This is a genomic window from Agaribacillus sp. DX54, from assembly GCF_056858335.1.
In genome coordinates, this window is record NZ_JBXEQE010000020.1 from 103,473 (window position 1) to 129,195 (window position 25,723).

Annotated in this window: 22 protein-coding genes; 16 read left to right on the forward strand and 6 right to left on the reverse strand. The window is 41.3% G+C overall.

Going from position 1 to position 25,723, the window contains the following annotated elements; all coding sequences use genetic code 11:
• The first annotated feature begins 66 nt into the window (after positions 1 to 66).
• Positions 67 to 1,440 carry a DNA repair protein RadA gene (gene radA, locus AC04NP_RS19785; RefSeq protein WP_482861666.1) on the forward strand — a complete coding sequence of 458 codons (1,374 nt, stop codon included), beginning with the start codon at positions 67 to 69 and terminating at the stop codon, positions 1,438 to 1,440.
• 136 nt (positions 1,441 to 1,576) lie between these two features.
• On the opposite strand, the gene AC04NP_RS19790 is transcribed toward radA, so the two are convergent.
• Positions 1,577 to 2,539: a 1-aminocyclopropane-1-carboxylate deaminase/D-cysteine desulfhydrase gene (locus AC04NP_RS19790; RefSeq protein ID WP_482861667.1), complete on the reverse strand. Its 963-nt coding sequence runs from the start codon at positions 2,537 to 2,539 to the stop codon at positions 1,577 to 1,579.
• A gap of 235 nt (positions 2,540 to 2,774) precedes the next feature.
• Positions 2,775 to 3,668 carry a lysophospholipid acyltransferase family protein gene (locus AC04NP_RS19795; protein ID WP_482861668.1) on the reverse strand — a complete coding sequence of 298 codons (894 nt, stop codon included), beginning with the start codon at positions 3,666 to 3,668 and terminating at the stop codon, positions 2,775 to 2,777.
• Between AC04NP_RS19795 and AC04NP_RS19800 the strand changes: the two genes are divergently transcribed.
• From AC04NP_RS19800 to AC04NP_RS19810, 3 genes are all read left to right on the forward strand, one after another.
• Entirely contained in the window at positions 3,667 to 4,692 is a 1,026-nt protein-coding gene (locus AC04NP_RS19800; RefSeq protein ID WP_482861669.1) for an RluA family pseudouridine synthase, read from the forward strand. The two genes, AC04NP_RS19795 and AC04NP_RS19800, sit on opposite strands and share 2 nt — an antisense overlap.
• 278 nt (positions 4,693 to 4,970) lie before the next feature.
• A complete protein-coding gene (locus AC04NP_RS19805; protein ID WP_482861670.1) occupies positions 4,971 to 5,915 on the forward strand; it encodes a hypothetical protein in 945 nt (314 codons plus the stop codon).
• 67 nt (positions 5,916 to 5,982) lie between these two features.
• A complete protein-coding gene (locus AC04NP_RS19810; RefSeq protein WP_482861671.1) occupies positions 5,983 to 7,053 on the forward strand; it encodes a hypothetical protein in 1,071 nt (356 codons plus the stop codon).
• A gap of 108 nt (positions 7,054 to 7,161) precedes the next feature.
• Here AC04NP_RS19810 and mazG read toward each other — a convergent pair whose 3' ends face one another.
• Positions 7,162 to 7,977: a nucleoside triphosphate pyrophosphohydrolase gene (mazG, locus tag AC04NP_RS19815; RefSeq protein ID WP_482861672.1), complete on the reverse strand. Its 816-nt coding sequence runs from the start codon at positions 7,975 to 7,977 to the stop codon at positions 7,162 to 7,164.
• Positions 7,978 to 8,071: 94 nt separating this feature from the next.
• Between mazG and AC04NP_RS19820 the strand changes: the two genes are divergently transcribed.
• The 3 genes from AC04NP_RS19820 (at position 8,072) to AC04NP_RS19830 (ending at position 10,943) form a co-directional block, all read left to right on the forward strand.
• Positions 8,072 to 8,299: a hypothetical protein gene (locus AC04NP_RS19820; protein ID WP_482861673.1), complete on the forward strand. Its 228-nt coding sequence runs from the start codon at positions 8,072 to 8,074 to the stop codon at positions 8,297 to 8,299.
• Between the two features lie 77 nt (positions 8,300 to 8,376).
• Positions 8,377 to 9,771, forward strand: a complete 1,395-nt coding sequence (glmM, locus tag AC04NP_RS19825) for a phosphoglucosamine mutase (RefSeq protein WP_482861674.1) — start codon at positions 8,377 to 8,379, stop codon at positions 9,769 to 9,771.
• Positions 9,772 to 9,806: 35 nt separating this feature from the next.
• Positions 9,807 to 10,943, forward strand: coding sequence for a cysteine desulfurase family protein (locus tag AC04NP_RS19830; protein WP_482861675.1), 1,137 nt, complete (start codon positions 9,807 to 9,809; stop codon positions 10,941 to 10,943).
• Positions 10,944 to 10,967: 24 nt separating this feature from the next.
• Here the strand turns inward: AC04NP_RS19830 and hemH are convergent, their stop codons facing one another.
• Entirely contained in the window at positions 10,968 to 12,014 is a 1,047-nt protein-coding gene (gene hemH, locus AC04NP_RS19835; protein ID WP_482861676.1) for a ferrochelatase, read from the reverse strand.
• A 166-nt stretch (positions 12,015 to 12,180) separates the two neighbouring features.
• Here hemH and AC04NP_RS19840 point away from each other — a divergent pair, with 166 nt between their 5' ends.
• Positions 12,181 to 12,465, forward strand: coding sequence for a DUF427 domain-containing protein (locus tag AC04NP_RS19840; RefSeq protein WP_482861677.1), 285 nt, complete (start codon positions 12,181 to 12,183; stop codon positions 12,463 to 12,465).
• A gap of 77 nt (positions 12,466 to 12,542) precedes the next feature.
• Here AC04NP_RS19840 and AC04NP_RS19845 read toward each other — a convergent pair whose 3' ends face one another.
• The gene (locus tag AC04NP_RS19845) at positions 12,543 to 13,397 is read right to left on the reverse strand and encodes a hypothetical protein (RefSeq protein ID WP_482861678.1); all 855 of its coding nucleotides are present in this window, start codon (positions 13,395 to 13,397) and stop codon (positions 12,543 to 12,545) included.
• A gap of 92 nt (positions 13,398 to 13,489) precedes the next feature.
• Between AC04NP_RS19845 and AC04NP_RS19850 the strand changes: the two genes are divergently transcribed.
• The 4 genes from AC04NP_RS19850 to AC04NP_RS19865 all read left to right on the forward strand — a co-directional run bounded on the left by AC04NP_RS19850 (position 13,490) and on the right by AC04NP_RS19865 (position 18,546).
• Positions 13,490 to 14,638 (forward strand): alanine racemase, encoded by a 1,149-nt coding sequence (locus AC04NP_RS19850; RefSeq protein ID WP_482861679.1) that lies wholly within the window; start codon positions 13,490 to 13,492, stop codon positions 14,636 to 14,638.
• 108 nt (positions 14,639 to 14,746) lie between these two features.
• The gene (gene trkA / locus AC04NP_RS19855; protein WP_482861680.1) at positions 14,747 to 16,087 is read left to right on the forward strand and encodes a Trk system potassium transporter TrkA; all 1,341 of its coding nucleotides are present in this window, start codon (positions 14,747 to 14,749) and stop codon (positions 16,085 to 16,087) included.
• A 67-nt stretch (positions 16,088 to 16,154) separates the two neighbouring features.
• Positions 16,155 to 17,609 carry a TrkH family potassium uptake protein gene (locus AC04NP_RS19860; protein ID WP_482861681.1) on the forward strand — a complete coding sequence of 485 codons (1,455 nt, stop codon included), beginning with the start codon at positions 16,155 to 16,157 and terminating at the stop codon, positions 17,607 to 17,609.
• A gap of 67 nt (positions 17,610 to 17,676) precedes the next feature.
• Entirely contained in the window at positions 17,677 to 18,546 is an 870-nt protein-coding gene (locus AC04NP_RS19865) for an ion transporter (RefSeq protein ID WP_482861682.1), read from the forward strand.
• On the opposite strand, the gene AC04NP_RS19870 is transcribed toward AC04NP_RS19865, so the two are convergent.
• Entirely contained in the window at positions 18,521 to 19,909 is a 1,389-nt protein-coding gene (locus AC04NP_RS19870) for a type III PLP-dependent enzyme domain-containing protein (protein ID WP_482861688.1), read from the reverse strand. The genes AC04NP_RS19865 and AC04NP_RS19870 overlap by 26 nt on opposite strands.
• Before the next feature lie 245 nt (positions 19,910 to 20,154).
• Between AC04NP_RS19870 and AC04NP_RS19875 the strand changes: the two genes are divergently transcribed.
• The 4 genes from AC04NP_RS19875 (at position 20,155) to galK (ending at position 25,218) form a co-directional block, all read left to right on the forward strand.
• Positions 20,155 to 21,069: a dimethylarginine dimethylaminohydrolase family protein gene (locus AC04NP_RS19875; RefSeq protein WP_482861683.1), complete on the forward strand. Its 915-nt coding sequence runs from the start codon at positions 20,155 to 20,157 to the stop codon at positions 21,067 to 21,069.
• Between the two features lie 7 nt (positions 21,070 to 21,076).
• Positions 21,077 to 22,030: a citrulline utilization hydrolase CtlX gene (gene ctlX / locus AC04NP_RS19880; RefSeq protein WP_482861684.1), complete on the forward strand. Its 954-nt coding sequence runs from the start codon at positions 21,077 to 21,079 to the stop codon at positions 22,028 to 22,030.
• A 306-nt stretch (positions 22,031 to 22,336) separates the two neighbouring features.
• The gene (locus AC04NP_RS19885) at positions 22,337 to 24,028 is read left to right on the forward strand and encodes a sodium/sugar symporter (protein WP_482861685.1); all 1,692 of its coding nucleotides are present in this window, start codon (positions 22,337 to 22,339) and stop codon (positions 24,026 to 24,028) included.
• Positions 24,029 to 24,066: 38 nt separating this feature from the next.
• The gene (gene galK, locus AC04NP_RS19890) at positions 24,067 to 25,218 is read left to right on the forward strand and encodes a galactokinase (RefSeq protein ID WP_482861686.1); all 1,152 of its coding nucleotides are present in this window, start codon (positions 24,067 to 24,069) and stop codon (positions 25,216 to 25,218) included.
• The last annotated feature ends 505 nt before the right edge of the window (positions 25,219 to 25,723 follow it).

Below are 25,723 nucleotides of genomic sequence, written 5' to 3' on the forward strand. Positions count from 1 at the left end.
TTTTAATTGACAATTGACAACTTAGCTTCAAAAATTGTCCATTGCCAACTGCTAATTACTCAACAAATGACGAAGGTAAAAACAGCTTTTTTTTGCCAAAACTGTGGCACTCAGTACGCCAAATGGCAGGGTAAATGCTCTTCGTGTCATGAGTGGAATACCATTGTTGAAGAGGTTATTTCCAAAGAGAATAATGGTCAGCCTGGCTGGCATACAGATCAGGCAGCCTCACAGCCGGCGGGCCGGCCGCAACCTTTGGAGCATATAACGTCTAAAAATGAGCAGAGAATAATCACTCCTGACCGGGAACTAAACCGGGTATTGGGCGGAGGTATCGTGCCTGGCTCACTGATTTTGATCGGGGGGGAACCGGGAATCGGAAAATCAACTTTAATGCTGCAATTGGCCGTCCACCTTCAGGGGTTTAAGGTATTGTACGTGTCAGGTGAGGAAAGCGAACAGCAAATAAAAATGCGTGCTGAGCGCATGCAAATGACTTCCGAGAGTTGTTTCATTCTGACTGAAACAGCTACACAAAACATATTCACACAGATAACGTCACTAAAACCTGACCTGGTGATTATCGATTCTATTCAGACCCTGCATACCAGCTACATAGAGGCTACCGCCGGAAGTATTTCGCAGGTAAAAAATTGTGCCACCGAATTAATGAAATATGCCAAACAAACCAACACACCTGTTTTTTTGATTGGCCATATTACCAAAGATGGCGCAATAGCAGGCCCCAAGGTGCTGGAGCATATGGTGGATACGGTTTTACAATTTGAAGGGGATCGCCACCTGGCTTACCGTATTCTGCGTACCACTAAAAACCGGTTTGGCTCCACCGCTGAATTGGGAATATATGAAATGCTTGGACAAGGTTTAAGAGAGGTAAGTAATCCCTCTGAGATTCTTATATCCCAAAAGGATCAGGATCTGAGTGGCATTGCGATTGGTGCAACGCTTGAAGGTAACCGCTCGCTGCTTATAGAAGTCCAATCGTTGGTCAGTACGGCCAACTACGGAACGCCGCAACGCAGTTCCACAGGGTTTGATGCTAAAAGACTTAATATGCTGCTGGCAGTTTTGGAAAAGAGAGGTGGGTTCAGATTGGGTACGCAGGATGTATTCCTCAACATTGCAGGCGGCCTCAAGGTGGAGGATCCTGCCATCGACCTCGCTGTTTGCGTCTCCATTGTTTCATCAATGAACGAAATTCCAATACCCGATAACCTTTGTTTTGCCGCAGAAGTCGGTTTAGGGGGAGAAATCCGTGCGGTAAATCGTGTGGGAAACCGGATCACCGAGGCCGAAAAAATGGGGTTTAAGGAGATTTTTATTTCAAAATTCAACGCCAAGGCGGTGTCACAAAAGAAGTATAAAATTGCTATCAGGCATTTTAGTAAGCTTGATCAGGTGTTGCAGGTTTTGATGTGAATTTTTTGGGCATTATAACAAGAATATGGTTGGCAAAGTTCGCTTAATTGGAAAATTGGTGGACTTAGTTGACAATTCGAAAACACCTGATCATTTCAATAGCCCGGTAGGGCACATTAATAAAACCAAAAGCTATTTAATTTCGAATCAATTTTCCAAAGCGCTGATTAAACCCTTCGATGCCCTGCAGGCCGCCGGTATGAATGGCCAGCACTGTATCTCCCTTCTTAAAATAACCACTTTTCATTAGCGCATAAATCCCGTACATCATTTTGCCGGTGTAAATGGGGTCTAAGGGTATGCCGTGTGATGTCCGGAAATGGTTGATAAACTCAATTAACCGATCATTAAATTTAGCGTAACCGCCAAAGTGGAAATCGGTATTCACTTCCCAGTTTATAGACTTATTGTTGTCATGTTTGTTGTTGTTACAGGCATTCACCAGTTTTTCAATATCATCCTTTAAAAAATCACCTTTCAGAGCGGAGAAGCCTGTAACCTTGGTTTTCGCATTGACGGCACAGATAATGCCGGCTAGGGTACCCCCGGTACCACAGCTACAGCAGATGAAATCGGGATCGATTTGCAGGTCTTCCACTATTTCAGCACAACCTTTAACCGCGAGGGTGTTGGTGCCTCCTTCAGGGATAATATAAGTATGCCTGCGGTTGATCCCCAGCATATCCGGCAGGTCTTCCTTTGACTTTGTACGATAACTTGATCTGTTTGCATAATACAGCTTCATACCAAAGCTATTTTGGGCCTTGGCGAGGGTCGGATTGAGCGGTTGGGTTTCTTCCCCGCGGATAATACCTTTGGTTTGAAAATTGTTGTCATAGCCTGCTGCAGCTACGGCCAGGATATGGTTTGAATAAGCACCGCCAAAGGTGATGAGCCGGGAGGCATTTTGTCTCTTCGCCTCCACAAGATTATATTTTAATTTTCTGAATTTATTTCCCGAAACAAAGGGGTGCAGCAGGTCTTCCCGCTTGATTAGCAAATTTACTCCACTGTCTCTGGTAATGCTGTCTTGTATGTTTTCAATAGGAATTTTATCCTTGCTTGAAAAAAAAATATGCCTGGATGTTAAATCTTCCAATTCTTTGTCATCATAAAACGCTAATAAATATACTCTTTACCACCGGACTTTTCGTAAATAAGCGTATTAAAACCGTTATCTATTCCCAATAATTTTACAATAAGCATCAGCTACTGCGTCATTTGATTTGTCTTTGACATTTATTGTTACGAAGGATTTATGGTATGCGCCAAGGTTGTATGCCGTAGGCTCCGGGAGGTATTATGATTCGGGGATCAATGTTGCGATAATTCATTCAGGTGTAAAGTGGTTTTTCAAGTTTCCATCGCCGGTGCGACCATAACCAGCCGGCGGGGTCCTCATTGATGGCTTTTTCCGTTTCCCGTGCATAGTTTTCTATGATGTCAAAACCATTTTTTTCATAAGGAGGCAACCCGATGTTTATAAGTTCCACTTCATATTTTCCTCTCTTTATGTTTTTAACCTTCATGAAAAAGGCCGGATATTTGGTTACTCTTGAAATCTGCTGCGCCCCCAGATAGAAAGCGGTTTCCTGATTTAAAAAATGGGTCCAATGTTTAGGTGCATCAGGCGTGGGTGATTGGTCGGCAACAATGCCTAAAGCTTTTAATCTGTTTTTGCGCCTCATGATTTCCAATAACGCACTGTCTTTTTCTATCGGGTTTCCACCAAATCGTGATCTGGTGGAAAGCATTAACTTATCAAAAGCCTGGCTGCTAAGTTTCTGATAAATAACATCGATTGGAAAGGGCAACTGTAAACAACCAGCCAGCAAACTCCACTCCCAGTTAAACTGATGCGATGCCAGCACTACCACTGATTGGTTCCTGCTTCTGTAAGGCTCCAGAACTTCCACATTAATAAATTTGACTCTTCTGTTTAGTTCTGCCGAACTGATCGTGATGCCTTTAAGTGCTTCTACTATGAAATCTGAAAATCGCTTGTAAAATTCCCGGGCGATGGTTTTAACTTCTTTATCTGATTTTTGGGGAAAAGCGTTTTTCAGGTTTTCATAGACCACCTTTTTTCGGTAACCCACAATATGAAAAGTTATAAAATACACTAGCTTTGAAAGTAAATAAAGGACCCCCAATGGAATTCGGGATAATAATTTCAGGAATATCATTGATTTTGTTAAATAATTGGCAAAAATAAAGAAATACCTCATGGATTCCGAACATATCAATAGTGAAGAGGAGGAGTTGTTTGAGCATCATCACCTGGTAGTCGATCCTGGCCAGGAGCCATTGCGTATTGACAAATTTTTATTAGACCGTCTACCAAACATCACCAGAAACAAGATTCAGGAAGGCATAAAAAACAAGTTTGTGCTGGTCAACAATTCTACAGTAAAGGCCAATTACAAGGTAAAGCCCAAGGATTCCATACAAATCATGTTACCAAAGCCTCCCCGGGACACAGAGGTGATTCCTGAAAACATCCCTCTGGATATTGTCTATGAGGATGCGTCGATTCTGGTGGTCAATAAACGGGCCGGTATGGTGGTTCATCCGGCTTACAATAACTGGACCGGCACGCTGGTCAATGCCTTGGTCTACTATTTTCAGCATTTGCCGACCATGGAAGCCAATGAAGGCAGGCCGGGTCTGGTTCACCGTATAGACAAGGATACTTCCGGCCTTCTGGTTATTGCAAAGACGGAAGCGGCCATGAATAGCCTCGCCAGACAATTTTTCGATCATTCTATCGAACGAACCTACCATGCCCTTGTCTGGGGTGAACCAAAACTCAGCGAAGGTACCATCGATGTAAATCTGGGAAGGAGTCTGAAAGACAGAAGGGTAACTACTGCGTTTCCGGAAGGAGAGTTTGGCAGAAGGGCCGTTACCCATTACAAGCTTATTAAGCCACTACGCTATGTGTCATTAATCCAATGTACCCTGGAAACCGGACGTACCCACCAGATAAGGGCTCATATGAAATATCTGGGGCATCCTTTGTTTAATGATGCCACTTATGGTGGCGATAAAATCTTAAAAGGTACTTCATTTAGCAAATACAAATCCTTTGTGGATAACTGTTTCAAAATGATGCCCCGCCAGGCGTTACATGCCAAATCTCTTGGATTTGTACATCCTGAGACTGCCAGACACATCGCTTTCGACTCAGATTTTCCTGAAGACTTCCGTGGTGTTTTGGAAAAGTGGGAACATTATGTGAACCACGTGTAATTTTGGTATAATTCTTAAGTCTGTATTGTTATTATCATTTTTTTATATGAATATATTAATTTCTATTATTAATATTATGATAATGAAAGGAAGAATTAGCTGAACCAAAACAGGATACTGCGACATAACCAGTCAAAAATTGGGCTTCGGTCAGGTTGAAAACTTAAAATCTTCGGTATTTACAAATTTTTGGAGCGGTTTTTGATTTCTATTCGTTAAACTGTTTAGAACCTCACCTAAAAAAAGGTTATTTTTTTAACTAAATATTTTGCGGGACTATGAAAGAGTTATTGCGGCAGAAAGTTAAATTACTCAACGATTATTTTACAACTAATGTGTTTCTTCTGGGTATTGTTTTTATCACGGCCTGGCCCTTGTTGTTATGGACAGTACCCTATTTCAGCAAATGGAACTGGCCGGTATTAGGAGGATCCTATGCCGGATATGTGATTGCCTTTTTGTTTTTTGTGGTGGTTTTACTGTACGTGGTAAAAAGAATCAGGATGCTGATTTACGCTGTGATGGTTTTGGTGGTGTTTGGGCTTGGTATCAGCACCTTGTATGGACAATACGGCTACAAAGATTTGGTGAAAGATTATTTTGGATTGGTAAGCGACTTGCAAAATCAATCTCAGTTGGTTTCAGTGATGTCTTCTGATCATGAGCCCTTTATCAATGCTATTAAGTTACAGGAACTTATCAGCGAAAAAAGTGCCATCACCAGAAATTTTGCCGTAAAGGCTGCTACCAAACACTTTCAGGACAAAATAGATAAGCCTGCAGACAGAAAAATGGTTCAATACCTCTCTGTGTTTAAGGAAATAAATTCAAAATGGGTATATGTCGCAGATCCTGAGGGGGAAGAATATTTCGCCTCCCCACATGAAACTATCGAACACCTGTCGATCGATGGCAGGTTCAACGGCGATTGTGATGATCATGCCATTCTGATGGCTGCGAGCTTAAAATTTGTGGGTGCCAGGGTGAGGTTGGTAAGGACACCCACCCATGTATATCCCGAATTAAAAATTTCCAGTGAAGAAGAGCTGAATAGGATCGTGAATTTCATAAGAAAGGAAGCCTTTAAGCAGGAAGCCTATAACAACAGTATTTTTTACCATACCGATCCGGAGGGCGATATCTGGTTAAATTTTGATTATACCAACAACTATCCGGGGGGCAGATTTTTAGATGACAATATCGTTGGTATCCTGGAATTTTAGGTGATTTTTTTGAGCAAAATGGCATATTATTTGAGCTTATTCAGGTAAAAACAAACCTGCTTAGATTATGAATGCCCGTCAACACTACCTTCTTTCCGGATTTATTGTAATGATAATTTTTCAACAATGTAATCCAATCCGTTTCTACCAGGACGATATCCAGTATTTCACGGAAATTCCGCTGAAAGAACAAAAACAAGATTATACCAGGATTTATTTCCCGGATGATTTGAAGCCTGAACGACCATATATTGAAGCAGGCTTAGTGAGGGTATCGGTCAGAGGGCACCTCAGAACGCAGCACCTGGCAGCACAATTGAGAACAAAAGCGCAGCACCTGGGGCTTGATGCCGTTATTGTGGGGGAAAGGATTAATGAAGGATCACGGGGGGCAAATCCTGGTGAAGCAATGGTGTTGGGCGCCGTAGATGGTGTGGTAGCTGGGGTATTGGGCCAGGAAGGTGAGGGAGGGTCTTCTGGAGAGGAGTTTGAAACATACAGCCATTCGGTATTAGAAGGAATAGGTATAAAATACGTGGACAATATCCATACTATTGAAAATTCGGTAAAATCTGAAAAAGTTTATTTAGCTGACAAGCCAGGCGAACTATTATATCTCAAAGAATTTTTTTTAAATGGGGAAACGAAATCGATAGACTTTGATGAGCAGGTTGCCATTCATATTCATGACAATTATGTAGAAGCCTTTAGTTTGCATCATCTCATCAACCAACAGGCTAATTGGGGGTACAGGACTTATGACAACAAAGTAGTAAAAAGAGCCTACTTTAAAACAACAGATTGGAAGCTTAAAAACTGCCGTTTTGTCTATGACCTAAACCGGGTAAATTCTTTAAAAAGGATTGTGATTCGCTATCCGGGGCAGGACAAAAAAGATGTGATCAGATTATTCAGTAAACTGGGGGTTGTTGAAAGGAAGGAAATCCATCAGAATGGTTTCATGACAATAACAGAACAACTTATATACGATAAAGATGACAGGTTGGTAGCAAGAAAGATTTTCAAAACAGAAGATGAAGTTGAAAAGCTTTGGTTGATTGTTCACTATGATTTCTACCAAAATAGCGAATTGAAAAATTATATTGGAAAAGGAGATGACCCAATAAACAACGACTAAAACCAGTTAAAACCCATTTTTATTACCATTTCCACCGATGTTTTTCCAAAAACCGGATATTTTATGAATAAGTACCTCCCGGGAGGAAAAACGAAAATCCTTGGGTGGCTAAAGCTTCTTGGCCTTCTCCCAGTATTCATCCATTTCTGACAAGGTCATATCTGCTATGTTCTTACCATCCTGCCGGGAGGCTGTTTCCAGGAAATTGAATCGCCTGATAAACTTTTTGTTTGTTTTTTCCAGGGCTTCTTCAGGGTTGATACCGATGAAGCGGGCATAATTAATAAGTGAAAATAACAAATCTCCAAATTCTTCCTGTGCTTTTTGCTGATTCAATGGTTTGCCATTTTTCACATTATGCTCAGCCTCGAATTCACTCATTTCTTCTTCCACCTTTTTCCAAACCTGCTCCTTTTTTTCCCAATCGAACCCCACTCCACGGGCCTTTTCCTGAATACGCATTGCCTTAACCAAGGCGGGCAGGGAGCCAGGAACCCCACCCAGAACCGATTTGTTACCTTTTTCTCTTAATTTAATTTTTTCCCAGTTTTGTTTTACCTCCTCTTCATTTTCTACCACCGTATCGCCATAGATATGGGGATGCCTCCTGATCAATTTTTCAGAGACTGCATTTAACACATCGCCTATATCGAACTGGTTGGATTCAGAAGCGATACGCGCATAAAAAATCATATGCAGTGTGATATCACCAAGTTCCTTTTTTATTTCTTCCATGTCATTTTCAATGATCGCGTCTGACAGTTCATAGGTTTCTTCAATAGTCAAATGTCTCAGGCTTTCCATTGTTTGTTTCCGGTCCCAGGGACAGTTTTCCCGTAGCTCGTCCATAATGGTTAGCAATCTGTCAAAAGCGGCCAGTTTTGCCTCCCTGTTTTTATCTTTTTTTGCCTTTATTTTAGCCATATCATTTGTATATCTTTTGTGTTTTAAAGAAACTTTCGGCTTAGGTTATGTGTTATACTATCGATTATGTAAATTTGCATAAATAAATTTAGTTATGGCAACGGTTTTATTAGGAATAGGATTTCTTGCACTGTTTTTTATTCTCATGTCGGTGAGGTTGATTTTTTTGAAGAATGGAGAATTTAAAGGTACTTGTGCTTCGCAGAGCCCGTTTTTACAGAAAGAAGGGGGAACCTGTGGATACTGCGGAAAAGATGTAGCGGCCGGAGAAGCATGTGCCAACCCTGATTCCGAGGTAAACAAGGTCATGTCAAAATTTTAGCTTATCTACCAGCTACCTCACTCAATTAATAAATATTTTATTTACTTTTGTTCAAAGTAAAATAAATATTTTATCAGGTGTCTTTAATCAAGTCTATTTCGGGAATAAGGGGAACGATTGGCGGAAGTGCAGGAAATTCATTAACGCCGCTGGATGTCGTAAAATTTACAGCAGCGTTTGGCACATGGGCGGTTAAGCATACGGACATTCGGAAAATCGTGATTGGCAGAGATGCCAGACCATCTGGCGATATGTTTACCCGTCTGGTGGTTGGCACCTTGCAGGGGCTTGGTATAGATGTGATCGATCTGGGGTTGTCAACCACGCCCACGGTAGAAATTGCTGTACCTTTGGAAAAGGCCGGAGGTGGAATAATACTTACTGCCAGCCATAATCCTGTACAATGGAATGCGCTTAAACTGCTCAATCATAAGGGGGAGTTTATATCGGCCAAAGACGGTGCAGATGTTTTGAATATTGCTGCGGAGGAAACATTTGAATTTGCCGGTGTAAACAAATTAGGCTTCTATACCAAGAATGACAGCTACATTGACAGCCATATTGAGATGATAGCAGCACTTCCATTGGTAGATGCAGAAGCTATCAGGCAAAGTAACTTCTCAGTGGTGGTCGATGCGGTTAATTCTACGGGGGGCATTGCCGTGCCCAGGTTGTTAAAGGCCCTGGGTGTAGATAGGGTCAAGGAGATCTATTGTGAGCCTAATGGACAATTTCCGCATAATCCTGAACCTCTGCCGGAGAATCTTACACACATCTGTACTGAAATGCAAAAGGGGCAATATGATTTAGGCATTGTGGTTGATCCGGATGTTGACAGGCTGGCCCTGATAAATAACGATGGCACGCCGTTTGGTGAAGAATATACTTTGGTGGCTGTGGCAGACTATGTGTTAAGCCAAAAGAAAGGCAATACGGTATCCAATCTTTCTTCTACCAGGGCTCTAAGAGATGTGACTGAGAAGCACGGTGGTAATTATGCTGCCGCAGCCGTGGGTGAGGTCAACGTGGTAGAGGCTATGAAAAAAAATCAGGCCGTGATTGGCGGAGAAGGTAACGGCGGTATTATCTATCCCGAATTGCATTATGGGCGGGATGCCCTGGTAGGTATAGCCTTATTTTTAACCCATCTGGCAAAATTTGGCAAGTCAATAACACATTTGAGAGGTATTTACCCTAATTATCAGATTTCCAAAAACAAAATTGAGCTTACTCCGGAAATCGATGTCGATAATGTCTTGAACCGGGTGAAAGACAAATACTCAAGACAACCCATAAATACCACCGATGGAGTAAAAATTGAGTTTGACAAAGAATGGGTGCATCTCAGAAAGTCTAACACTGAACCAATTATCCGCATTTATGCAGAATCTTCACTTTTAGCAACTGCAGATAATCTAGCCAATAAAATTATTTCCGACATTAAGGAAATAATTACTACAAAGGTGGAATAACATAAACAATAACCCAACAAATAATTCAAACAACAATGAGAGTTTATCTGGATAATGCTGCCACTACTCCGGTTGATGTGCAGGTATTCGAGGCCATGAAACCGTATTTTACGAGTATCTTTGGCAACCCATCTTCAATTCATACCCACGGCAGAGAAGCGAAGGCCGCCATTGAAAAAAGCCGTAAAACCATAGCCGACCTGCTAAATACCACACCATCTGAGATTTTTTTTACATCAGGTGGCACGGAAGCCGACAATACTGCCATCAGATGTTCTGTCGAAACGCTAGACATACAACATTGTATCACTTCCCGCGTAGAGCATCATGCCGTAATGCATACCATGGAACATCTCGAAAAACAGGGAAAAGTCAAGTTGAGTTACGTTAATCTTCTGGAAGAAGGTTATATCGACTTCAATCATCTGGAGCAACTACTTCAACAAAACAGCAAGTCCCTCGTTTCGTTGATGCATGCCAATAATGAAATAGCCAACATAACCGATATTGCCGCAGTTAGTGAATTATGTAAAGAATATGGGGCTGTTTTTCATTCAGACACCGTACAAACCATGGGTCATTATGTCCATGACCTTCAGCAATTAAACATCCAGTGTATTGTAGGATCAGCCCATAAATTTCACGGGCCGAAAGGAGTTGGGTTTTTGTATGTCAACAGAGACCATAAAATACATCCCTTCATTTATGGAGGGGCTCAGGAAAGAAATATGCGGGGCGGGACGGAAAATGTTTGCGGTATCATTGGGCTGGTCAGGGCCATGGAGGTGGCTTATGAGAACATGGACCAGCACAGAAAACACATTCAAGGCCTTAAAACAAGAATGATAAGATCACTGAAAGAAGCCATACCTGGGATTGGCTTTAACGGTGGTTGTGAAAGTGACAAAAGCCTGTACACAGTATTGAACGTATGTCTTCCTGAATCAGGTGACAATGAAATGTTATTATTTAACCTGGATATTAACAAAATAAGTGCCTCGGGTGGTAGTGCTTGTTCCAGTGGCAGCAACGCAGGGTCACATGTTCTAACAGCTTTGAAAACTGATCCGAACAGAGGTGCCATAAGGTTTTCATTCAGTAAGTATAATACTGCTGAAGAAATCGATTATACCGTAGAAAAACTTGCGGAGTTCTACAAGGTTAATGTGTAAATATTGGTGGGCACAGGAGAAATACTACGAGGTTACTACCTCCGTCTCATTTTGAATGACTAAAGATTTCAGGCATTCAATCCAAAGCGGGTGGTCATTCAGGCTTTCTACTAACTGCCAGTGCTCCCCGCCTTCTTCCATGAATATTTCCTTAAACTCATCGCCCACCTCTATGGTGGTTTCCAGGCAATCTGCAATAAAGGCTGGCGAAAAGGCCAGCACCTTTTTTTTCCCTTCCCTGGGTAGTTGCTTGATTATGTCATCCGTATAGGGCTGTATCCAGGGGTCTTTACCCAGCCTGGATTGAAAAGAAACCGTATACCGGCTCTCATCCAAATCCAGTTTTTCAGCCAGGAGCCTGGAAGTATGAAAGCATTGAGCCCGGTAACAAAACCGGTTTTTTTTGTGATAAACGCTACAGCAATCCGCCAGCCGGCAATAATTGTCTACAGAGCCTTTTTTTATTTGCCGCTCGGGGATTCCATGATAGCTGAAAATAACATGATCATAGTCGGTTCGATCCATGTATTTTTTGCCAATTGCTGCAAATGCGCTTATGAATAAATCATTGTTGACAAAGTTACTTACAAACCTGAGATTTGGAATTATTTGCCATTCTTTACTTATTTCCATCACCTTGTCGATCACTGAGCCTGTAGTAGCTGAAGCATATTGGGGGAAAAGAGGAATAATGATGATTTCACCTACTTGCCGGTTCATTAAGTTTAACAGACCATCTTTAATCGAAGGTTTTTGATAACGCATGGCCAATTCAACTATATATCGATTACCCAGCGCCTCCTGAAGCAGTTTTTGGACATCTTCACCATAAAACAATAAAGGAGAACCGCGCTCCTCCCACAGTTCCTTATATACTTTGGCCGATTTGGGGGCACGGAAAGGGGCAATGATCAGATTTACCAACATCCAGCGGGTGATAAAAGGGATGTCAATTACCCTCTTATCCATTAAAAACTCCCTGAGATACTTTCTGACATCTTTTGTTTCCGGACTATCGGGTGTTCCCAGGTTTACCAACAAAACCCCTATTTTTCCTTTAACTTTATTCATGGCATTTTTGTAATAGTCAAAGCGTGCACTTCAAAATTATTCTTTTATTATTAACCGATGACTCATAAGACAAAATAATTTGAGATTTTGTTCATCTTTGGGATCGATTTTCTTTCGATTATTGTTAAATTATCATTATTCAAAAAACAATTTAAAAATTAAAAATATGGCTAAAGCAATTTGGAATGGGGTGGTGCTCGCTGAGAGTGATGATGTAGTAGAAGTGGAAGGAAACAAATACTTTCCACCCGGATCAATCAATAAGGAATATTTTAAGGGTAGCGATAATCATACTACCTGTCCCTGGAAGGGAATGGCAAGTTATTACAATATTGAGGTCAATGGGGATGTTAACCCCGATGCGGCCTGGTATTATCCCGAAGCCAAACATGCCGCAAAGCAAATAGAAAATTACGTAGCGTTTTGGAATGGTGTAGAGGTGACAGACTAGCACCAGCTTAGCTTAAAAAAACAATAAAAAGGCCATATCTTAAACAATATGGCCACTTTGTCGCTCACTGGATTTGGTTACCCACCGAATCCTCCTTGAAACATCTGGCCCAGATCTTTTTTCTGCATATGGCCTGGTATAGCAAATAAATCTTCGCCTAAAGCCTTTTTTTCAACACTTTCAATTATCGTATCACTTGTTGCTTTGCCACCTTCAAAAGTGGTAACTTTAACAGGTACACCTGAGTTAAAGGCAGGGTTGTCGCCCGTAAGCGCCATAAAACCGGTATCACTCCCCATGTTAAACTGATCGCTGATATCCGCCAGATGTTTTCTAAAAAACTGCATCAGCTTTTCCATGGCTGTAAAATCTGCCTTTGACACGCCCAAAGTACTGTAAGAGGCTATATAGAGTTCACTTACCTTATTTCCATTCTCCAAAGCCAAATATTTACTGCTTGTCCAGCCATTGATGGTTTTCGATCCATCTTTTTGATAGGTAGTAGTCACTTTTTTACCATTTTTACCCGGAAAGTTTTTATCCATCATCTTTTTTTGCTCGTCGGTCATATTAGCCTTCATTTGTTCCATCATAGCCCTGACGCTTTCTAACTGTTGTTTTATCATGGCCATTTGTGCTTCATCAATGACGATATACTCCTTTGAATTGAGGAAAACCACCATTTCGTTTTTGTTACCATAAAAGATTACGGTAGTGGACTTTCCATTCTGATCTTTTTGTTTGATCATGAGCTTGTCCCGGGTAAAATACATGGTATTGTTCCCCAGTTTTGTTTTTTCCCCGGAACTTTTATCAATCGTGTAATTCGTAGACTTTACCACTATGCCATTGTCGGCATCTGCCTGAGCGGCTAATCCAAAACTGATAAAAATTATGAAAGTAATTTTTGAAAAGAAGGTTAAATATCTCATTATATACTAATTTTAGTTTTCCTTATAAATTAATAAAGATAGGAAAAATCCTAATTTAAACCACTTAACTACAATTTATTATTCTAACGGTCATGCTAAAATTTGAAGAAGAAAATATTGACACGCCCACATTAATTGTTAATCAAAGGGTGTGCCAGAGAAATATTCAAAGGATGGTAAAAAAGGCTGAGGATCACCATGTGCATTTGCGTCCCCACTTCAAAACGCACCAGTCGGCAGTTGTAGGCGGTTGGTACAAAGCAGCCGGCATACGCTCAATTACGGTTTCGTCTTTAGACATGGCCACTTATTTTTCGCAGCATGGTTGGGATGACATTACCGTAGCCTTCCCTTTAAATATGAGGGAGATGGACAAGGTGAACAACCTCGCGGCAAAAATCAGTTTAAACATTCTGGTTGAGTCAACCGCCCATATAGGAGCCCTGGAAAAAGCTTTGGTTTCCCCTTTAGGCGTTTTTGTTAAGATTGATACAGGATATCATCGTACCGGAATTGAAGCAGGAGATATCGAACGGATAAACCAACTTGCCGATACCTTGGTAACTGTTGATAAAGTACGGTTTAAGGGGTTTTTAGCCCATGCAGGCCATTCCTATCAAGCAAGTTCGAGAGAAGAAATCCTGGCCATTCACGAGGATACCAGAAGTAAAATGGTAAAGCTGAAATCATACTTCAATGATCTGTATCCCGATCTGATTGTATCCATAGGGGATACGCCAAGTATGAGTCTGGCGGAGAACTTTCAGGGTGTTGATGAAATCAGGCCTGGTAATTTTATCTACTATGACCTGGCACAAAAGGGTATTGGGTCCTGTCAGTGGGAAGACATAGCCGTGGTAGTCGCCTGCCCTATTGTAGCTAAACATAAAGAAAGAGGTGAAATTATTATCTACGGGGGGGCGGTGCATTTTTCTAAAGATAGCCTGAAAGACAGCCATGGCCATAACTATTTTGGCAGGGTGGTAACGATGGGCGTTGAAGGGTGGGGACAACCGTTACCCGACTGTTATGCCAAATCCCTGTCGCAGGAACATGGTATTGTCAAAATCAGCCCGACTTTTTGGGAAAATTTTCAAGTCGGCGATCTCATGTATATTGTTCCGGTTCATTCATGCCTCACAGTTGATGTAATTCCGGCGATGATCACTTTTGAAGGGCAGGAAATAGATACCATGAAAGCTTTGGCCTTAAACCGGCATTATGCAGATATCAAAGAATGACAAAAGGCTCTTATTCATTTGCTTAGCAGGCATAAGAATAATTTTATTTGAGTAAAAGATTTTTTATATACTTGTATTGCAAAGCAGAAATTTTGATATTTATCACCCATGAGGATCATCATTGCCGGAGCGGGAGAGGTTGGTTTTCATATTGCCAAACTTCTGGCCTACGAGGAACAGGATATCATTCTTATTGACAAAGATAAGGAAAAGCTGGATTACGTGGCCAGCCACCTGGACGTAGCCACTATCAAAGGAAGTTCCACCTCGTTGAAAGTACTACAAGATGCCATGGTTGAAAAGGCGGATTTGGTGATCTGTGCTACTTCCACCGAAGAAACCAACATTGCTACGGCCATTATTGCCAAGAATCTGGGGGCCAAAAAAACCGTATCGAGAATTGAGAATCTTGAATATCTTCAGAGAAAAGATGTACTAAATCTGAAAACCATCGGTATTGATGAGATAATCTCTCCCGAGTCCCTGGCAGCAAAAGAAATTGAACGTTTGCTCAAGGAAGCGGCCCTGACCGACACCTTTGATTTTAGCAGCGGTATGCTTTCGATGATAGGGTTATCGATACAGAAAGATAGCGTACTTAACAATAAAACCATCGCGGAAGCATCTTCACTGGATCCCTATCAGAACTTTGTCACAGTGGCCATTTTAAGAAATAACGAGACCATTATCCCCAGGGGTAACAACCGGTTTCAAAAAGACGATCATGCGTATTTTATTGTATGCCCGGATGTTGTTGACAAACTTATTTCCCTTACAGGAAACGAGAGTATACAAATCAAAAATGTAATGATTCTCGGCGGCAGCAAGGTGGGTATCAATGCTGCCAAAAGGCTAAGCAAAAAATACAACGTAAAACTGATTGAAAGGGATAAGGAAAAAGCCTTCGAACTGGCCGACCAGTTAAAGGAAACATTGGTAATCAATGGTGATGGCCGTAACATTGAGTTATTGGAAGATGAAGGAATAGAAGAGATGGACGCTTTTGTGGCTGTTACCGGTAATTCCGAAACAAACATCATTTCCAGTTTGGTGGCCAAAAAACACCATGTAAAAAAAACCATTTCCCTGGTGGAAAATATAGATTATATTCAGATTTCACAAGATATTGGTGTGGATACGATGATCAATAAAAAACTGATTGCCGCCAATTTTATCTTCCGCTATGTCAGAAAAGGTCAGGTATTGTCGCTGACCAGCATTCATGGTGTGGATGCGGAGGTGCTGGAATTTGAGGTGCAGGAAAATTCAAAAATCACCAAGCATGAATTAAAAGATTTAAATTTTCCTGCAGCGGCTGTCATTGGTGGGGTTATCAGGCGTGGTGAAGGATATGTCACCCTGGGAAATTTTCAATTCAAACCTAAAGACCGGGTGGTGGTGCTGGCCCGCCCAAATTGTATTCGTTCAGTGGAAACTTTTTTTAATTAAACCCGCAATATTACCTCCATGACCGGTCTTATCCATATCCTGACCTCGCAATTTTACCAGCTAATCCATGAAATTTAACTTTGGTATAATCATCAATATATTAGGGATTCTCCTGATGATATCCGGAGGTTTTATGTTATTTTGCTTTCCGTTTTCTATCTATTTTTGGGAGGGTGACTGGGTGAACATACTGATTGCCTTTGCCATCACCTTCGTGACAGGCTTTTTGGCCTGGCACCGTACCAAAAACTGGAAAAACCGGGAACTGAAGAAGCGGGATGGTTATTTGATCGTATCATTTGGCTGGTTGATAATGTCCATTTTTGGTAGTTTGCCTTATTTATTGACCGGAACTATTCCAAGCTTCACCGACGCGTTTTTTGAAACCATCTCCGGCTTTACCACCACCGGGGCCTCGATTTTAACAGATATTGAATCCGTACCTAAAGGGGTACTGCTTTGGAGGAGTTTAACACAATGGATCGGAGGCATGGGTATCATTGTGCTGGCGGTAGCAATTCTTCCTATACTGGGCATCGGTGGCATGCAACTTTTTGTGGCCGAGGCGCCTGGCATTTCTCCGGAAAAACTTCAGCCAAGAATCAAGGAAACTGCCAAACGGCTATGGTTGCTGTATTTCGGATTGACGATCGCTGAAATTCTCCTGCTGATGCTTGGCGGGTTAAGCTTCTTCGATGCGCTTAATCATGGTTTAACAACCATGGCCACAGGGGGGTTTTCTACTAAAAACTCCAGCGTAGCAGAATTTTCACCTTATCTGCAATATGTTATTATCATCTTTATGTTCCTTGCCGGAACCAATTTTACACTGACCTACTTTGCTTTGAAGGGAAATTTTTTGAAAGTATGGAGGAATGAAGAGTTCAGAAAATATGTGGGCCTGATTTTTTTTGTAACCCTGGCTACCGCTATTTCTATTTTTGTGGTGACTGATCATGATATGGAAAAGTCTTTCCGTGACGGTCTTTTTCAGGTAGTGGCTATTACCACCACCACGGGATATGTTTCGGCCGATTACACCAATTGGACTCCCTTTTTAACAGTTTTGTTTTTCCTCTTGATGTTCATTGGCGGAATGGCCGGCTCCACCGCCGGTGGTGTTAAAATAGTCCGGCATATCATACTTTTCAAAAACAGTCTCCTCGAGCTGAAAAGGCAGGTTCATCCCTCGGCTGTCATACCGGTGAGATTGAACAGAAAAGCGGTCAATGAACATATCACCTACAACATTCTGGCATTTATAATGATTTATATGTTTATTTTCGGGGCAGGGGTCGTGGTGATGTCTTTGCTGGGTGTGGATTTTATAACTTCTATGGGTTCGGTAGCCACTTCCATAGGGAATATTGGTCCCGGCCTGGGGAGTGTGGGACCTGTAGATAACTTTGCCGCACTACCCGCTGCAGCCAAGTGGTTTCTGGCTTTTCTTATGCTGCTTGGCAGGCTGGAATTGTTTACTTTTTTGATGTTATTTACACCGTATTTCTGGCGAAGGTATTGAATCATCTGCCTGTTACCAGCAATTTTGCTTATATTAATAAGGATAAACCAATTTTTGCCACTCAAAAATGAAAGTTTTCACCAAAAAAAGTCCGAAAGAGGAAAAAAATCCCGACTGGGCACCATGGCGTCAAAAAATGCACGAGATAATTTTTGAGCACTATACCTTTTGGGGGAAAGAGTTTGATGTCATCTTACTATGGGCGATTTTTCTGAGCATTGTCGCTGTAATGCTCGAAAGTGTTGAATCCATCAGGGTGAAGCATGGTGAGCTGTTGCGGTTCATAGAATGGGGCTTTACTATTGCTTTTACACTCGAATATATCGCCAGGATACTCTCGGTTAGAAAACCGATATACTATATCACCAGTTTCTACGGTATTGTAGACCTGCTGGCCATCTTACCTACTTATCTTAGCATATTCTTCGCGGGGGGTCAATACCTTATGGTGATTCGAACTTTCAGATTATTGCGGGTGTTCAGAATATTAAAGCTTGCCAGATTTCTGGGAGAAAGCCGGTTGTTGCAGGCTGCGCTGAAAGCCAGCAGATATAAAATCACTGTTTTTTTTGGAGCGGTTGTAATTATTGTAACGGTAATGGGAACCCTGATGTACCTTGTAGAGGGACCGGAAAACGGTTTCAAAAGTATTCCTGTGAGCGTTTATTGGGCCATCGTTACGCTAACCACAGTTGGCTATGGTGATATCGCTCCTCAAACCTTTCTTGGACAGGCATTGGCTTCGATTATTATGCTTCTGGGTTATGCTATCATTGCTGTACCTACGGGAATTGTTACTTCAGAAATAACCCAGGCTTCCATGGAAAAAAGAAAAAACAATGTATGTGACCATTGTTCAGCCGAGGGCCATGATATCGATGCGAAATATTGCAGAAACTGCGGGGCAAAATTCAATAACCCAGAATATCCAGCATAACCTCGTGACTTTGCTCTTTGGAAAACAGCTTACTGGTAATTTCCCCCTTGCTGTTTTTGTTAATAATCACATGTTTGGGCGTGGGAATGAGGCAGTGTTGGATGCCACCGTACCCCCCCAAAGCCTCCTGGTAGGCACCCGTATGAAAAAACCCAATATAGAGTGGCTCTGCATTGGAGATTTTTGGCAGGAAAACCTCTGACGAATGGGCCTCAGCGTTATAATAATCCATACTGTCACATGTAAGTCCGCCAATGTTGACTTTATGATATGTTTCACGCCATTTATTGACAGGAAGTAAAATGTATTTTTGATTTAGCCCCCAGGAATCGGGTAAGTGGGTAATGAATGAGCCATCGATCATGTACCAAAGCTCTTTTTCATTCTGCAATTTCTGATCCAGGACAGCATAAAGCAACCCTCCGCTTTCCCCAACTGTGTAACTCCCGAACTCCGTCAGAATATCCGGGACAGGCACATGATTTTTATCGCAAATCCACTTGATGTTTTCTATGATCTGATTTACAATGTATTCAAAATCAAAATCAAATTGCAAAGAAAGTTTAATGGGAAAACCGCCACCTATGTCGATGGTATCCAACTCCGGGCAAATCTTCTTTAATTCACAATATTTGTGAATAAACCGGCTAAGTTCACTCCAGTAATAGGCGGTATCTTTTATGCCTGTGTTAATGAAGTAATGCAGTAGTTTTAGCTTTACTTTAGGGTTTGAGGCGATATGGTTTTTGTAAAAATCAGTGATGTCATTGTACCGGATACCTAATCTCGAAGTATAGAACTCAAAATTAGGTTCTTCATCGGAAGCCACCCTTAAGCCCAACTGAAAAGGTTTGTTGACCTGCTCCAAATAGGAAGACAATTCATTCATATTATCGAGTACGGGAATACAATTTTTAAAATTATTGTTAAGCAAATCGATAATGTTCTCCACATACTTGGGTCTTTTAAATCCATTACAGATAATGTAGGTATTCTTTTTCAAATGGCCGCTTTGTTGCAACTTTTTGATAATCGGGATATCAAAAGCCGAGGAGGTTTCGATATGTATGTCGTTCTTCAAAGCCTCTTTGAGCACAAATGAAAAATGGGAAGACTTGGTACAATAACTATAGATGTATTTTCCGTCGTACCGGTATTTTTTCATGGCTGATTCAAAAAGCCGCTTGGCATGTTGAATGTTTTGACTGATTTTAGGCAGGTAGGTAAATTTAAGAGGGGTACCATATTTTTTGATAATATCGAGCATGGCAACATCGTGAAAGAACAGGTGGTTTTTCTTGACCTTAAATTCTTTGGTAGGAAAATCAAAGGTTTGTTCAATCAGATCCTGGTAACTTTTCATCATAATAAACGACCGTTTAATTAAACTACCTCATCAGTGGCATGCCAATTACTCCATCCAAAACAATACCGCCATGATCTCCAATATTCAGGAATGAGGCATGCAATTATCTGATAAATTTAAATAGAAATCAACCCCTCCCTCAGTCAAATTATGATTAAACCGGTAGAAATAAAATCAGCAGGATAAGGTAAATAAATTTCCTATGATTAAATTTGACCATTTTTGAAAAATGTGATCATTTTATGATTGAAATTTACATAAACAACGAAACCTCGACATTAAAATCGGTAGTATTGGGTATTGCCGATGAATTTGGTGGTACACCTTCACTGGATACTGCCTACGACCCCAAATCAAAGGAACATATTCGCAATGGGACATTTCCAAAGGAAGAAGATTTAATCCGGGAAATGACGGGCTTCAGGGAAGTGCTGGAAAGATACCACGTAAAAGTCTACCGCCCCAGTCTTGTACCCCATTGTAACCAAATATTTAGCCGGGATATTGGTTTTGTGATCGATGATAAATTTATCAGCCCGAATATTCTGGAAAAGCGTAACAGAGAACTGGAAGGGATCCGGTATATTACAGACATGATCAACCCTCATCAACTGTTAAAGGCCCCTGAGGATACCAGAATGGAAGGAGGTGATGTAATGCCTTGGAACGAGTTTTTGTTTGTGGGATATTCAAAAGCGGAGGACTTTGACCGGTATGAGGTTAGCAGGACAAATGAAGCAGGCGTGAGTTATCTGCGTGCACAGTTTCCAAACCGGGACGTCAAGGCTTTTGAACTTAACAAATCCGATGTTGACCCTAAAGAAAATGCGCTGCACCTCGATTGCTGTTTTCAACCGATTGGTACCGACCAGGCCATCGTTTACAAAGGTGGCTTTAAGCATGAAGAAGATTTTGAGTTTTTGGTCAGGTATTTTGGCAGGGATCGTATCATTGAAATTGACCGGGAAGAAATGTACCGGATGAATTCCAACGTATTTTCCATTTCTCCTGAGGTGATTGTATCCGCAAAAAGCTTTGTGCGTCTGAATGGAATTTTAAAGGAAAGGGGATTTCATGTGGAAGAGATCAAGTATTGTGAAACCGCGAAAATGGAAGGGCTTTTACGTTGTTCTACCCTGCCATTGCTCAGAGTATAACTCAAAAATGAAAATGCAGAAACAGATTACTTCTACTTTATTGATGATCCGTCCTGTGCAGTTCAGATTCAATGAACAAACAGCGGTAAACAACTATTACCAAAAAAAAATTGGTAGTCTCAACGCGGAAGAAATCCAGAAAAAAGCGCAAATGGAATTTGATGGGTTTGCAGAGGTTTTGAGGGAGCACGGTATCGATGTGATTGTTGTCGATGACACAGCGATTCCCGATACCCCTGATTCGATCTTTCCCAATAACTGGATATCTTTTCATGAAGACGGCAGGGTGGCTGTTTATCCTATGTATGCTGAAAACAGGCGACTGGAAAGGCGAGAGGATATTCTAGATATTCTGCGAGATAACTATGCTTTTTCATGGGCTGAAAAGGTCGATTTTACTTTTTACGAAAGTGAGGGTAAATACCTGGAAGGAACGGGAAGCATGATACTGGACAGGGTCAATAAAATTGCTTATGCGGCTCTGTCACAGCGCACCAATGAAGAGGCTTTGCAGGAGTTTTGCACCAGATTTGACTATAAACCTGTGCTTTTTAAAGCTTACCAGGATGTAGACGGCGATCGTTTGCCCATTTATCATACCAATGTGATGATGTGTGTGGCGGATGAATTTGCTATCTTGTGTGCTGACAGTATTGATGATCGGCAGGAAAGAAAAACAGTGATTGACATGCTGCTGGCAACGGGAAAGGAGGTGATCTATATCAGCGAGGAACAGAAGGGATACTTTGCTGGCAATATGTTACAAGTCTCAAACGCTGCCAATGAGAGATTTTTGGTTATGTCTTCTGCTGCTTACGATTCATTGATCGAACGGCAAATCGCTGATATTCAAAAGCATTGCCCTATTGTCCATAGCCCTTTGCATACCATTGAGGCCCTTGGAGGGGGCAGCGCACGTTGCATGATGGCCGAAATATTTCTTCCGAAAAAGAAACAATGAAAATAGTATTAAATTGTTTTTTGTATATTGGAGATTCGTAAAGGGTTGCATTTAACCCAAAAATCATGTTTAAACTGTACTACTTGCCGAAAAAGGTTGTTTTTTGTGCCAGATTTTTGCCAAAAAACAGAAAGGCCTCTTTATAATGGCAAGTCTTAAAGTGCAAACACTTTTTTCGGGGATTCAGGAGTATTTTGGATAATATACGTACACTTTACGCTTATTTTTGGATGTTAAATTATTTTCAATAAATTGGTTTTTATTCCGTAAACGAACTTTACTTTTTTCATCTAAAAATTTATTGAAATGAATGAATTTGCTACTATTGATATTGTAGTTTTTGTCGGCTATGCTTTGTTGATTGTCAGCTTGGGACTTTGGGTTTCCAGGGACAAAAAGGGTCACCAGAAGAATGCCGAGGATTACTTTCTTGCAGGTAAATCTTTGCCCTGGTGGGCTATTGGCGCCTCTCTGATCGCTGCCAATATTTCTGCAGAGCAGTTCATAGGTATGTCAGGCTCAGGTTTTGCTATCGGCCTGGCGATTGCCTCATACGAATGGATGGCAGCACTTACTTTATTGATAGTGGGCAAATATTTTTTGCCGATTTTTATTGAGAGAAAGCTCTATACCATCCCTGAATTTGTTGAGCAACGGTACAGCACTAATCTAAAAACGATATTAGCAGTATTCTGGATAGGGCTCTTTGTTTTTGTGAATTTAACTTCTGTACTATACCTGGGGGCTAAAGCACTCGACACTATTTTAGGTGATGGGGACGGAGGAATGCTGGTGGGCAGTATCATTGGCCTGGCACTGTTTGCAGCCGCTTATTCCCTATGGGGTGGCTTATCGGCAGTAGCATGGACTGATGTGGTACAAGTAGTCCTGCTAATATTCGGAGGTTTTATTACCACCTACATTGCGTTAAATCAACTTACACCGGAGGGAGGGTTTTTTAATGGGTTAAGCCATTTAATGGATAAAGTGCCGGAAAAATTTTCGATGATTCTGTCGCAAAGGGAGATTATTACGCCCAATGGAAAGGACGCCTGGCTTGACTTACCGGGATTATCTGTATTGCTAGGGGGGCTTTGGGTAGCTAATCTTTATTATTGGGGCTTTAATCAATACATCATCCAGCGGACTTTGGCTGCCAAAAGTCTGAAAGAGTCTCAAAAAGGAATTGCTTTTGCGGCGTTCTTGAAGTTATTAATTCCTTTGATTGTTGTCATTCCCGGTATCACAGCTTATGTAATGAATGTAGATGCCGGCGGCACCCTTACCAATGCCTCAATGCATCCTTCCTTTATTAACCCTGAAGACGGGGCGATTGTAAATGACAATGCCGCACCGTGGTTGATTAAAACTTTTGTTCCGGCAGGGTTGAAAGGACTTGTACTGGCTGCTTTGGCTGCTGCTATTGTCTCTTCACTGGCTTCTATGCTCAATTCTACTGCTACTATATTTACAATGGATATTTACAGGCCTTATATCAACAAAAATGCGACAGACAAGGAGACCGTGAATATTGGACGGGTCACCGCAGCTATTTCGTTGATCATTGCCGCTTCAATTGCCCCGTTGCTGAGAAATCTGGGACAAGCATTCCAATTTATTCAGGAGTATACAGGTGTGGTGAGTCCGGGAATTCTGGCTGTATTTGTAACAGGCCTTTTTTGGAAAAAATCAACCAACAATGCGGCCATATGGGGCGTGATTTTATCTATACCCATTGCCATGTATTTTAAAGTCGCACCCAACGGATGGTCAGATTCGGCTTTGTTTCTGAATCTTCCCTTTATGGATCAAATGTTTTATACTTGTTTACTTTCAATTGCTATTATTCTGATCGTTAGTCAAATTGAAGGCAATGGAAAAGTCAATGAAAAAGCTATTCCGCTAGCGAAAAAGTTATTTGAAACGCCACCTGCATTTAACATCAGCGCATTTGCTATCATGATACTCCTGGTATTTTTGTATGCATTTTTCTGGTGATAAGCGGGTGGTATTATGAGAAACATTAATATCATTCAATGCTCGTTAAAAAGATTGAAAATAAATTTAGAAGCTTGTATAGCACAGATCCGGTGTTTTTCAGATCACCTGGAAGGGTTAATCTTATCGGTGAACACACCGACTACAACAATGGGTACGTGATGCCCGCGGCCATTGATCGTGAAATGGTTTTTGCCGTAGCCAAAAACCAGCGTGATGTTGGCCGTGTATATAGTCTGAATTTAGATCAATCCTTTGAATTCAATGTTGACAATTTTGAAAAGTCGGCAAAAGACTGGCCCAATTACATCCTTGGTATAGTCAGTGAACTCCGGAAAGATGGATTGATAATCGGTGGCTTCGACTGCGTTTTGGGCAGTGATATTCCAATGAGTGCAGGCATGTCTTCGTCCGTAGCCATGCAATGCGGGGCGGCCTTTTTTTTAAATCATCTTTTTGAACTGGGATTATCCCGCATGCAAATCGCCCAATATGCCTTGAGGGCAGAAAATAGGTATGTGGGTGTTCCCGGTAGCATGCCAGGTCATTTTGTCAATATGTTTGGAAAAACCAACCACTTTGTCAAACTGGATTGCCAGTCGCTCGACCATGAATTTATTGAAATGGATTTGCCCAATTACAGGGTGATACTATTTGACTCGCAGGTAAAGACCAGTCTGGCGGATTCGCAATTAAAACGCCGGAAGAAAGAATGTGAGCAGGGGGTTGCCATCATAAATAAATATTTCACGGAAGTAAAAAGTCTGAGGGACTGTAAACCGGATATGTTGCTGAAATGCCGGGATGAGTTGGGCCCTTTGTTATTTCGGCGCTGTGATTATGTGATCAAAGAAAATATGCGCGTGTTGGAGGGAAGTGAGGACATCAAGAAAAACCGGATGGAGGCTTTCGGAAAAAAAATGTTTGATTCCCATGCGGGGTTAAAAAATGATTATGAGGTAAGCATTGAACCACTGGACTTTTTAATTGAGGAGGTGAAAAAATATAAAAGTGTTTTAGGAGCACGTATGACTGGATTGGGCTTTGGTGGTTCCACGATTAACCTGGTTAAGGATTATGATCGTGAGGAGTTTATCGGCGAGGTGCAAAAACGATATAAGAAATTTTTCCGCAGGGATTTGTTGGTTTATAAAGTTAAAATTACCAAGGCAACGGGTTTGGTGGTTTAACGTGAGTTGGTTCGTGTTGGGTTTGAAAGTATGGTGGGCAAGCATCTCGTGGCTGATGCGGAACGTTTTCGGCAGGATTCTTTGTGTCTTGGTGTCTATTATATAAGTAGGCCTCCCTTCTAATTAATTATTTCTTGTCATAATGGCCTTACAGGGCTTTTTGAGGGTTTTTAAAGGTTAGATATTGAAATAAAAACCCCAAAAACGTACTACATAGGGCATCCTTGAAAATTTCTAATTTTCTGTTTTTCAGGGGCTTAACTTGTTGACAAGGAAGAAAAAACCCCGAAATAGGCTGAGATAAGCTTTTTTCGGGGTTTTTATCTTGTTATATTGTAGTGTCAAATTACAATTAACTCTACAATTTACGATGCAAGCAGCGCTTTTCCAACCAGAACAATTTTTAACGTCCAAATGGTATTTATTTAAGAATAGTAAGTTAGGTCAACTTTATGAAAGTATTCCCTGGGAAAAACTTTGTGATTGTTTGCCAGCCGAGAACAAA

What these genes read in the sequence shown, in the direction of transcription:
- radA (WP_482861666.1), top strand. Translation starts at nt 67, where the DNA reads ATGACGAAGGTAAAAACAGCTTTTTTTTGCCAAAACTGTGGCACTCAG.
- AC04NP_RS19860 (WP_482861681.1), top strand. Translation starts at nt 16,155, where the DNA reads ATGAAATTTAACTTTGGTATAATCATCAATATATTAGGGATTCTCCTG.
- AC04NP_RS19800 (WP_482861669.1), top strand. Translation starts at nt 3,667, where the DNA reads ATGGATTCCGAACATATCAATAGTGAAGAGGAGGAGTTGTTTGAGCAT.
- AC04NP_RS19810 (WP_482861671.1), top strand. Translation starts at nt 5,983, where the DNA reads ATGAATGCCCGTCAACACTACCTTCTTTCCGGATTTATTGTAATGATA.
- AC04NP_RS19885 (WP_482861685.1), top strand. Translation starts at nt 22,337, where the DNA reads ATGAATGAATTTGCTACTATTGATATTGTAGTTTTTGTCGGCTATGCT.
- ctlX (WP_482861684.1), top strand. Translation starts at nt 21,077, where the DNA reads ATGAAAATGCAGAAACAGATTACTTCTACTTTATTGATGATCCGTCCT.
- hemH (WP_482861676.1), bottom strand. Translation starts at nt 12,014, where the DNA reads ATGAATAAAGTTAAAGGAAAAATAGGGGTTTTGTTGGTAAACCTGGGA.
- AC04NP_RS19850 (WP_482861679.1), top strand. Translation starts at nt 13,490, where the DNA reads ATGCTAAAATTTGAAGAAGAAAATATTGACACGCCCACATTAATTGTT.
- AC04NP_RS19805 (WP_482861670.1), top strand. Translation starts at nt 4,971, where the DNA reads ATGAAAGAGTTATTGCGGCAGAAAGTTAAATTACTCAACGATTATTTT.
- AC04NP_RS19875 (WP_482861683.1), top strand. Translation starts at nt 20,155, where the DNA reads ATGATTGAAATTTACATAAACAACGAAACCTCGACATTAAAATCGGTA.
- AC04NP_RS19820 (WP_482861673.1), top strand. Translation starts at nt 8,072, where the DNA reads ATGGCAACGGTTTTATTAGGAATAGGATTTCTTGCACTGTTTTTTATT.
- AC04NP_RS19845 (WP_482861678.1), bottom strand. Translation starts at nt 13,397, where the DNA reads ATGAGATATTTAACCTTCTTTTCAAAAATTACTTTCATAATTTTTATC.
- AC04NP_RS19870 (WP_482861688.1), bottom strand. Translation starts at nt 19,909, where the DNA reads ATGAAAAGTTACCAGGATCTGATTGAACAAACCTTTGATTTTCCTACC.
- AC04NP_RS19830 (WP_482861675.1), top strand. Translation starts at nt 9,807, where the DNA reads ATGAGAGTTTATCTGGATAATGCTGCCACTACTCCGGTTGATGTGCAG.
- trkA (WP_482861680.1), top strand. Translation starts at nt 14,747, where the DNA reads ATGAGGATCATCATTGCCGGAGCGGGAGAGGTTGGTTTTCATATTGCC.
- mazG (WP_482861672.1), bottom strand. Translation starts at nt 7,977, where the DNA reads ATGGCTAAAATAAAGGCAAAAAAAGATAAAAACAGGGAGGCAAAACTG.
- AC04NP_RS19840 (WP_482861677.1), top strand. Translation starts at nt 12,181, where the DNA reads ATGGCTAAAGCAATTTGGAATGGGGTGGTGCTCGCTGAGAGTGATGAT.
- AC04NP_RS19865 (WP_482861682.1), top strand. Translation starts at nt 17,677, where the DNA reads ATGAAAGTTTTCACCAAAAAAAGTCCGAAAGAGGAAAAAAATCCCGAC.
- galK (WP_482861686.1), top strand. Translation starts at nt 24,067, where the DNA reads ATGCTCGTTAAAAAGATTGAAAATAAATTTAGAAGCTTGTATAGCACA.
- AC04NP_RS19795 (WP_482861668.1), bottom strand. Translation starts at nt 3,668, where the DNA reads ATGAGGTATTTCTTTATTTTTGCCAATTATTTAACAAAATCAATGATA.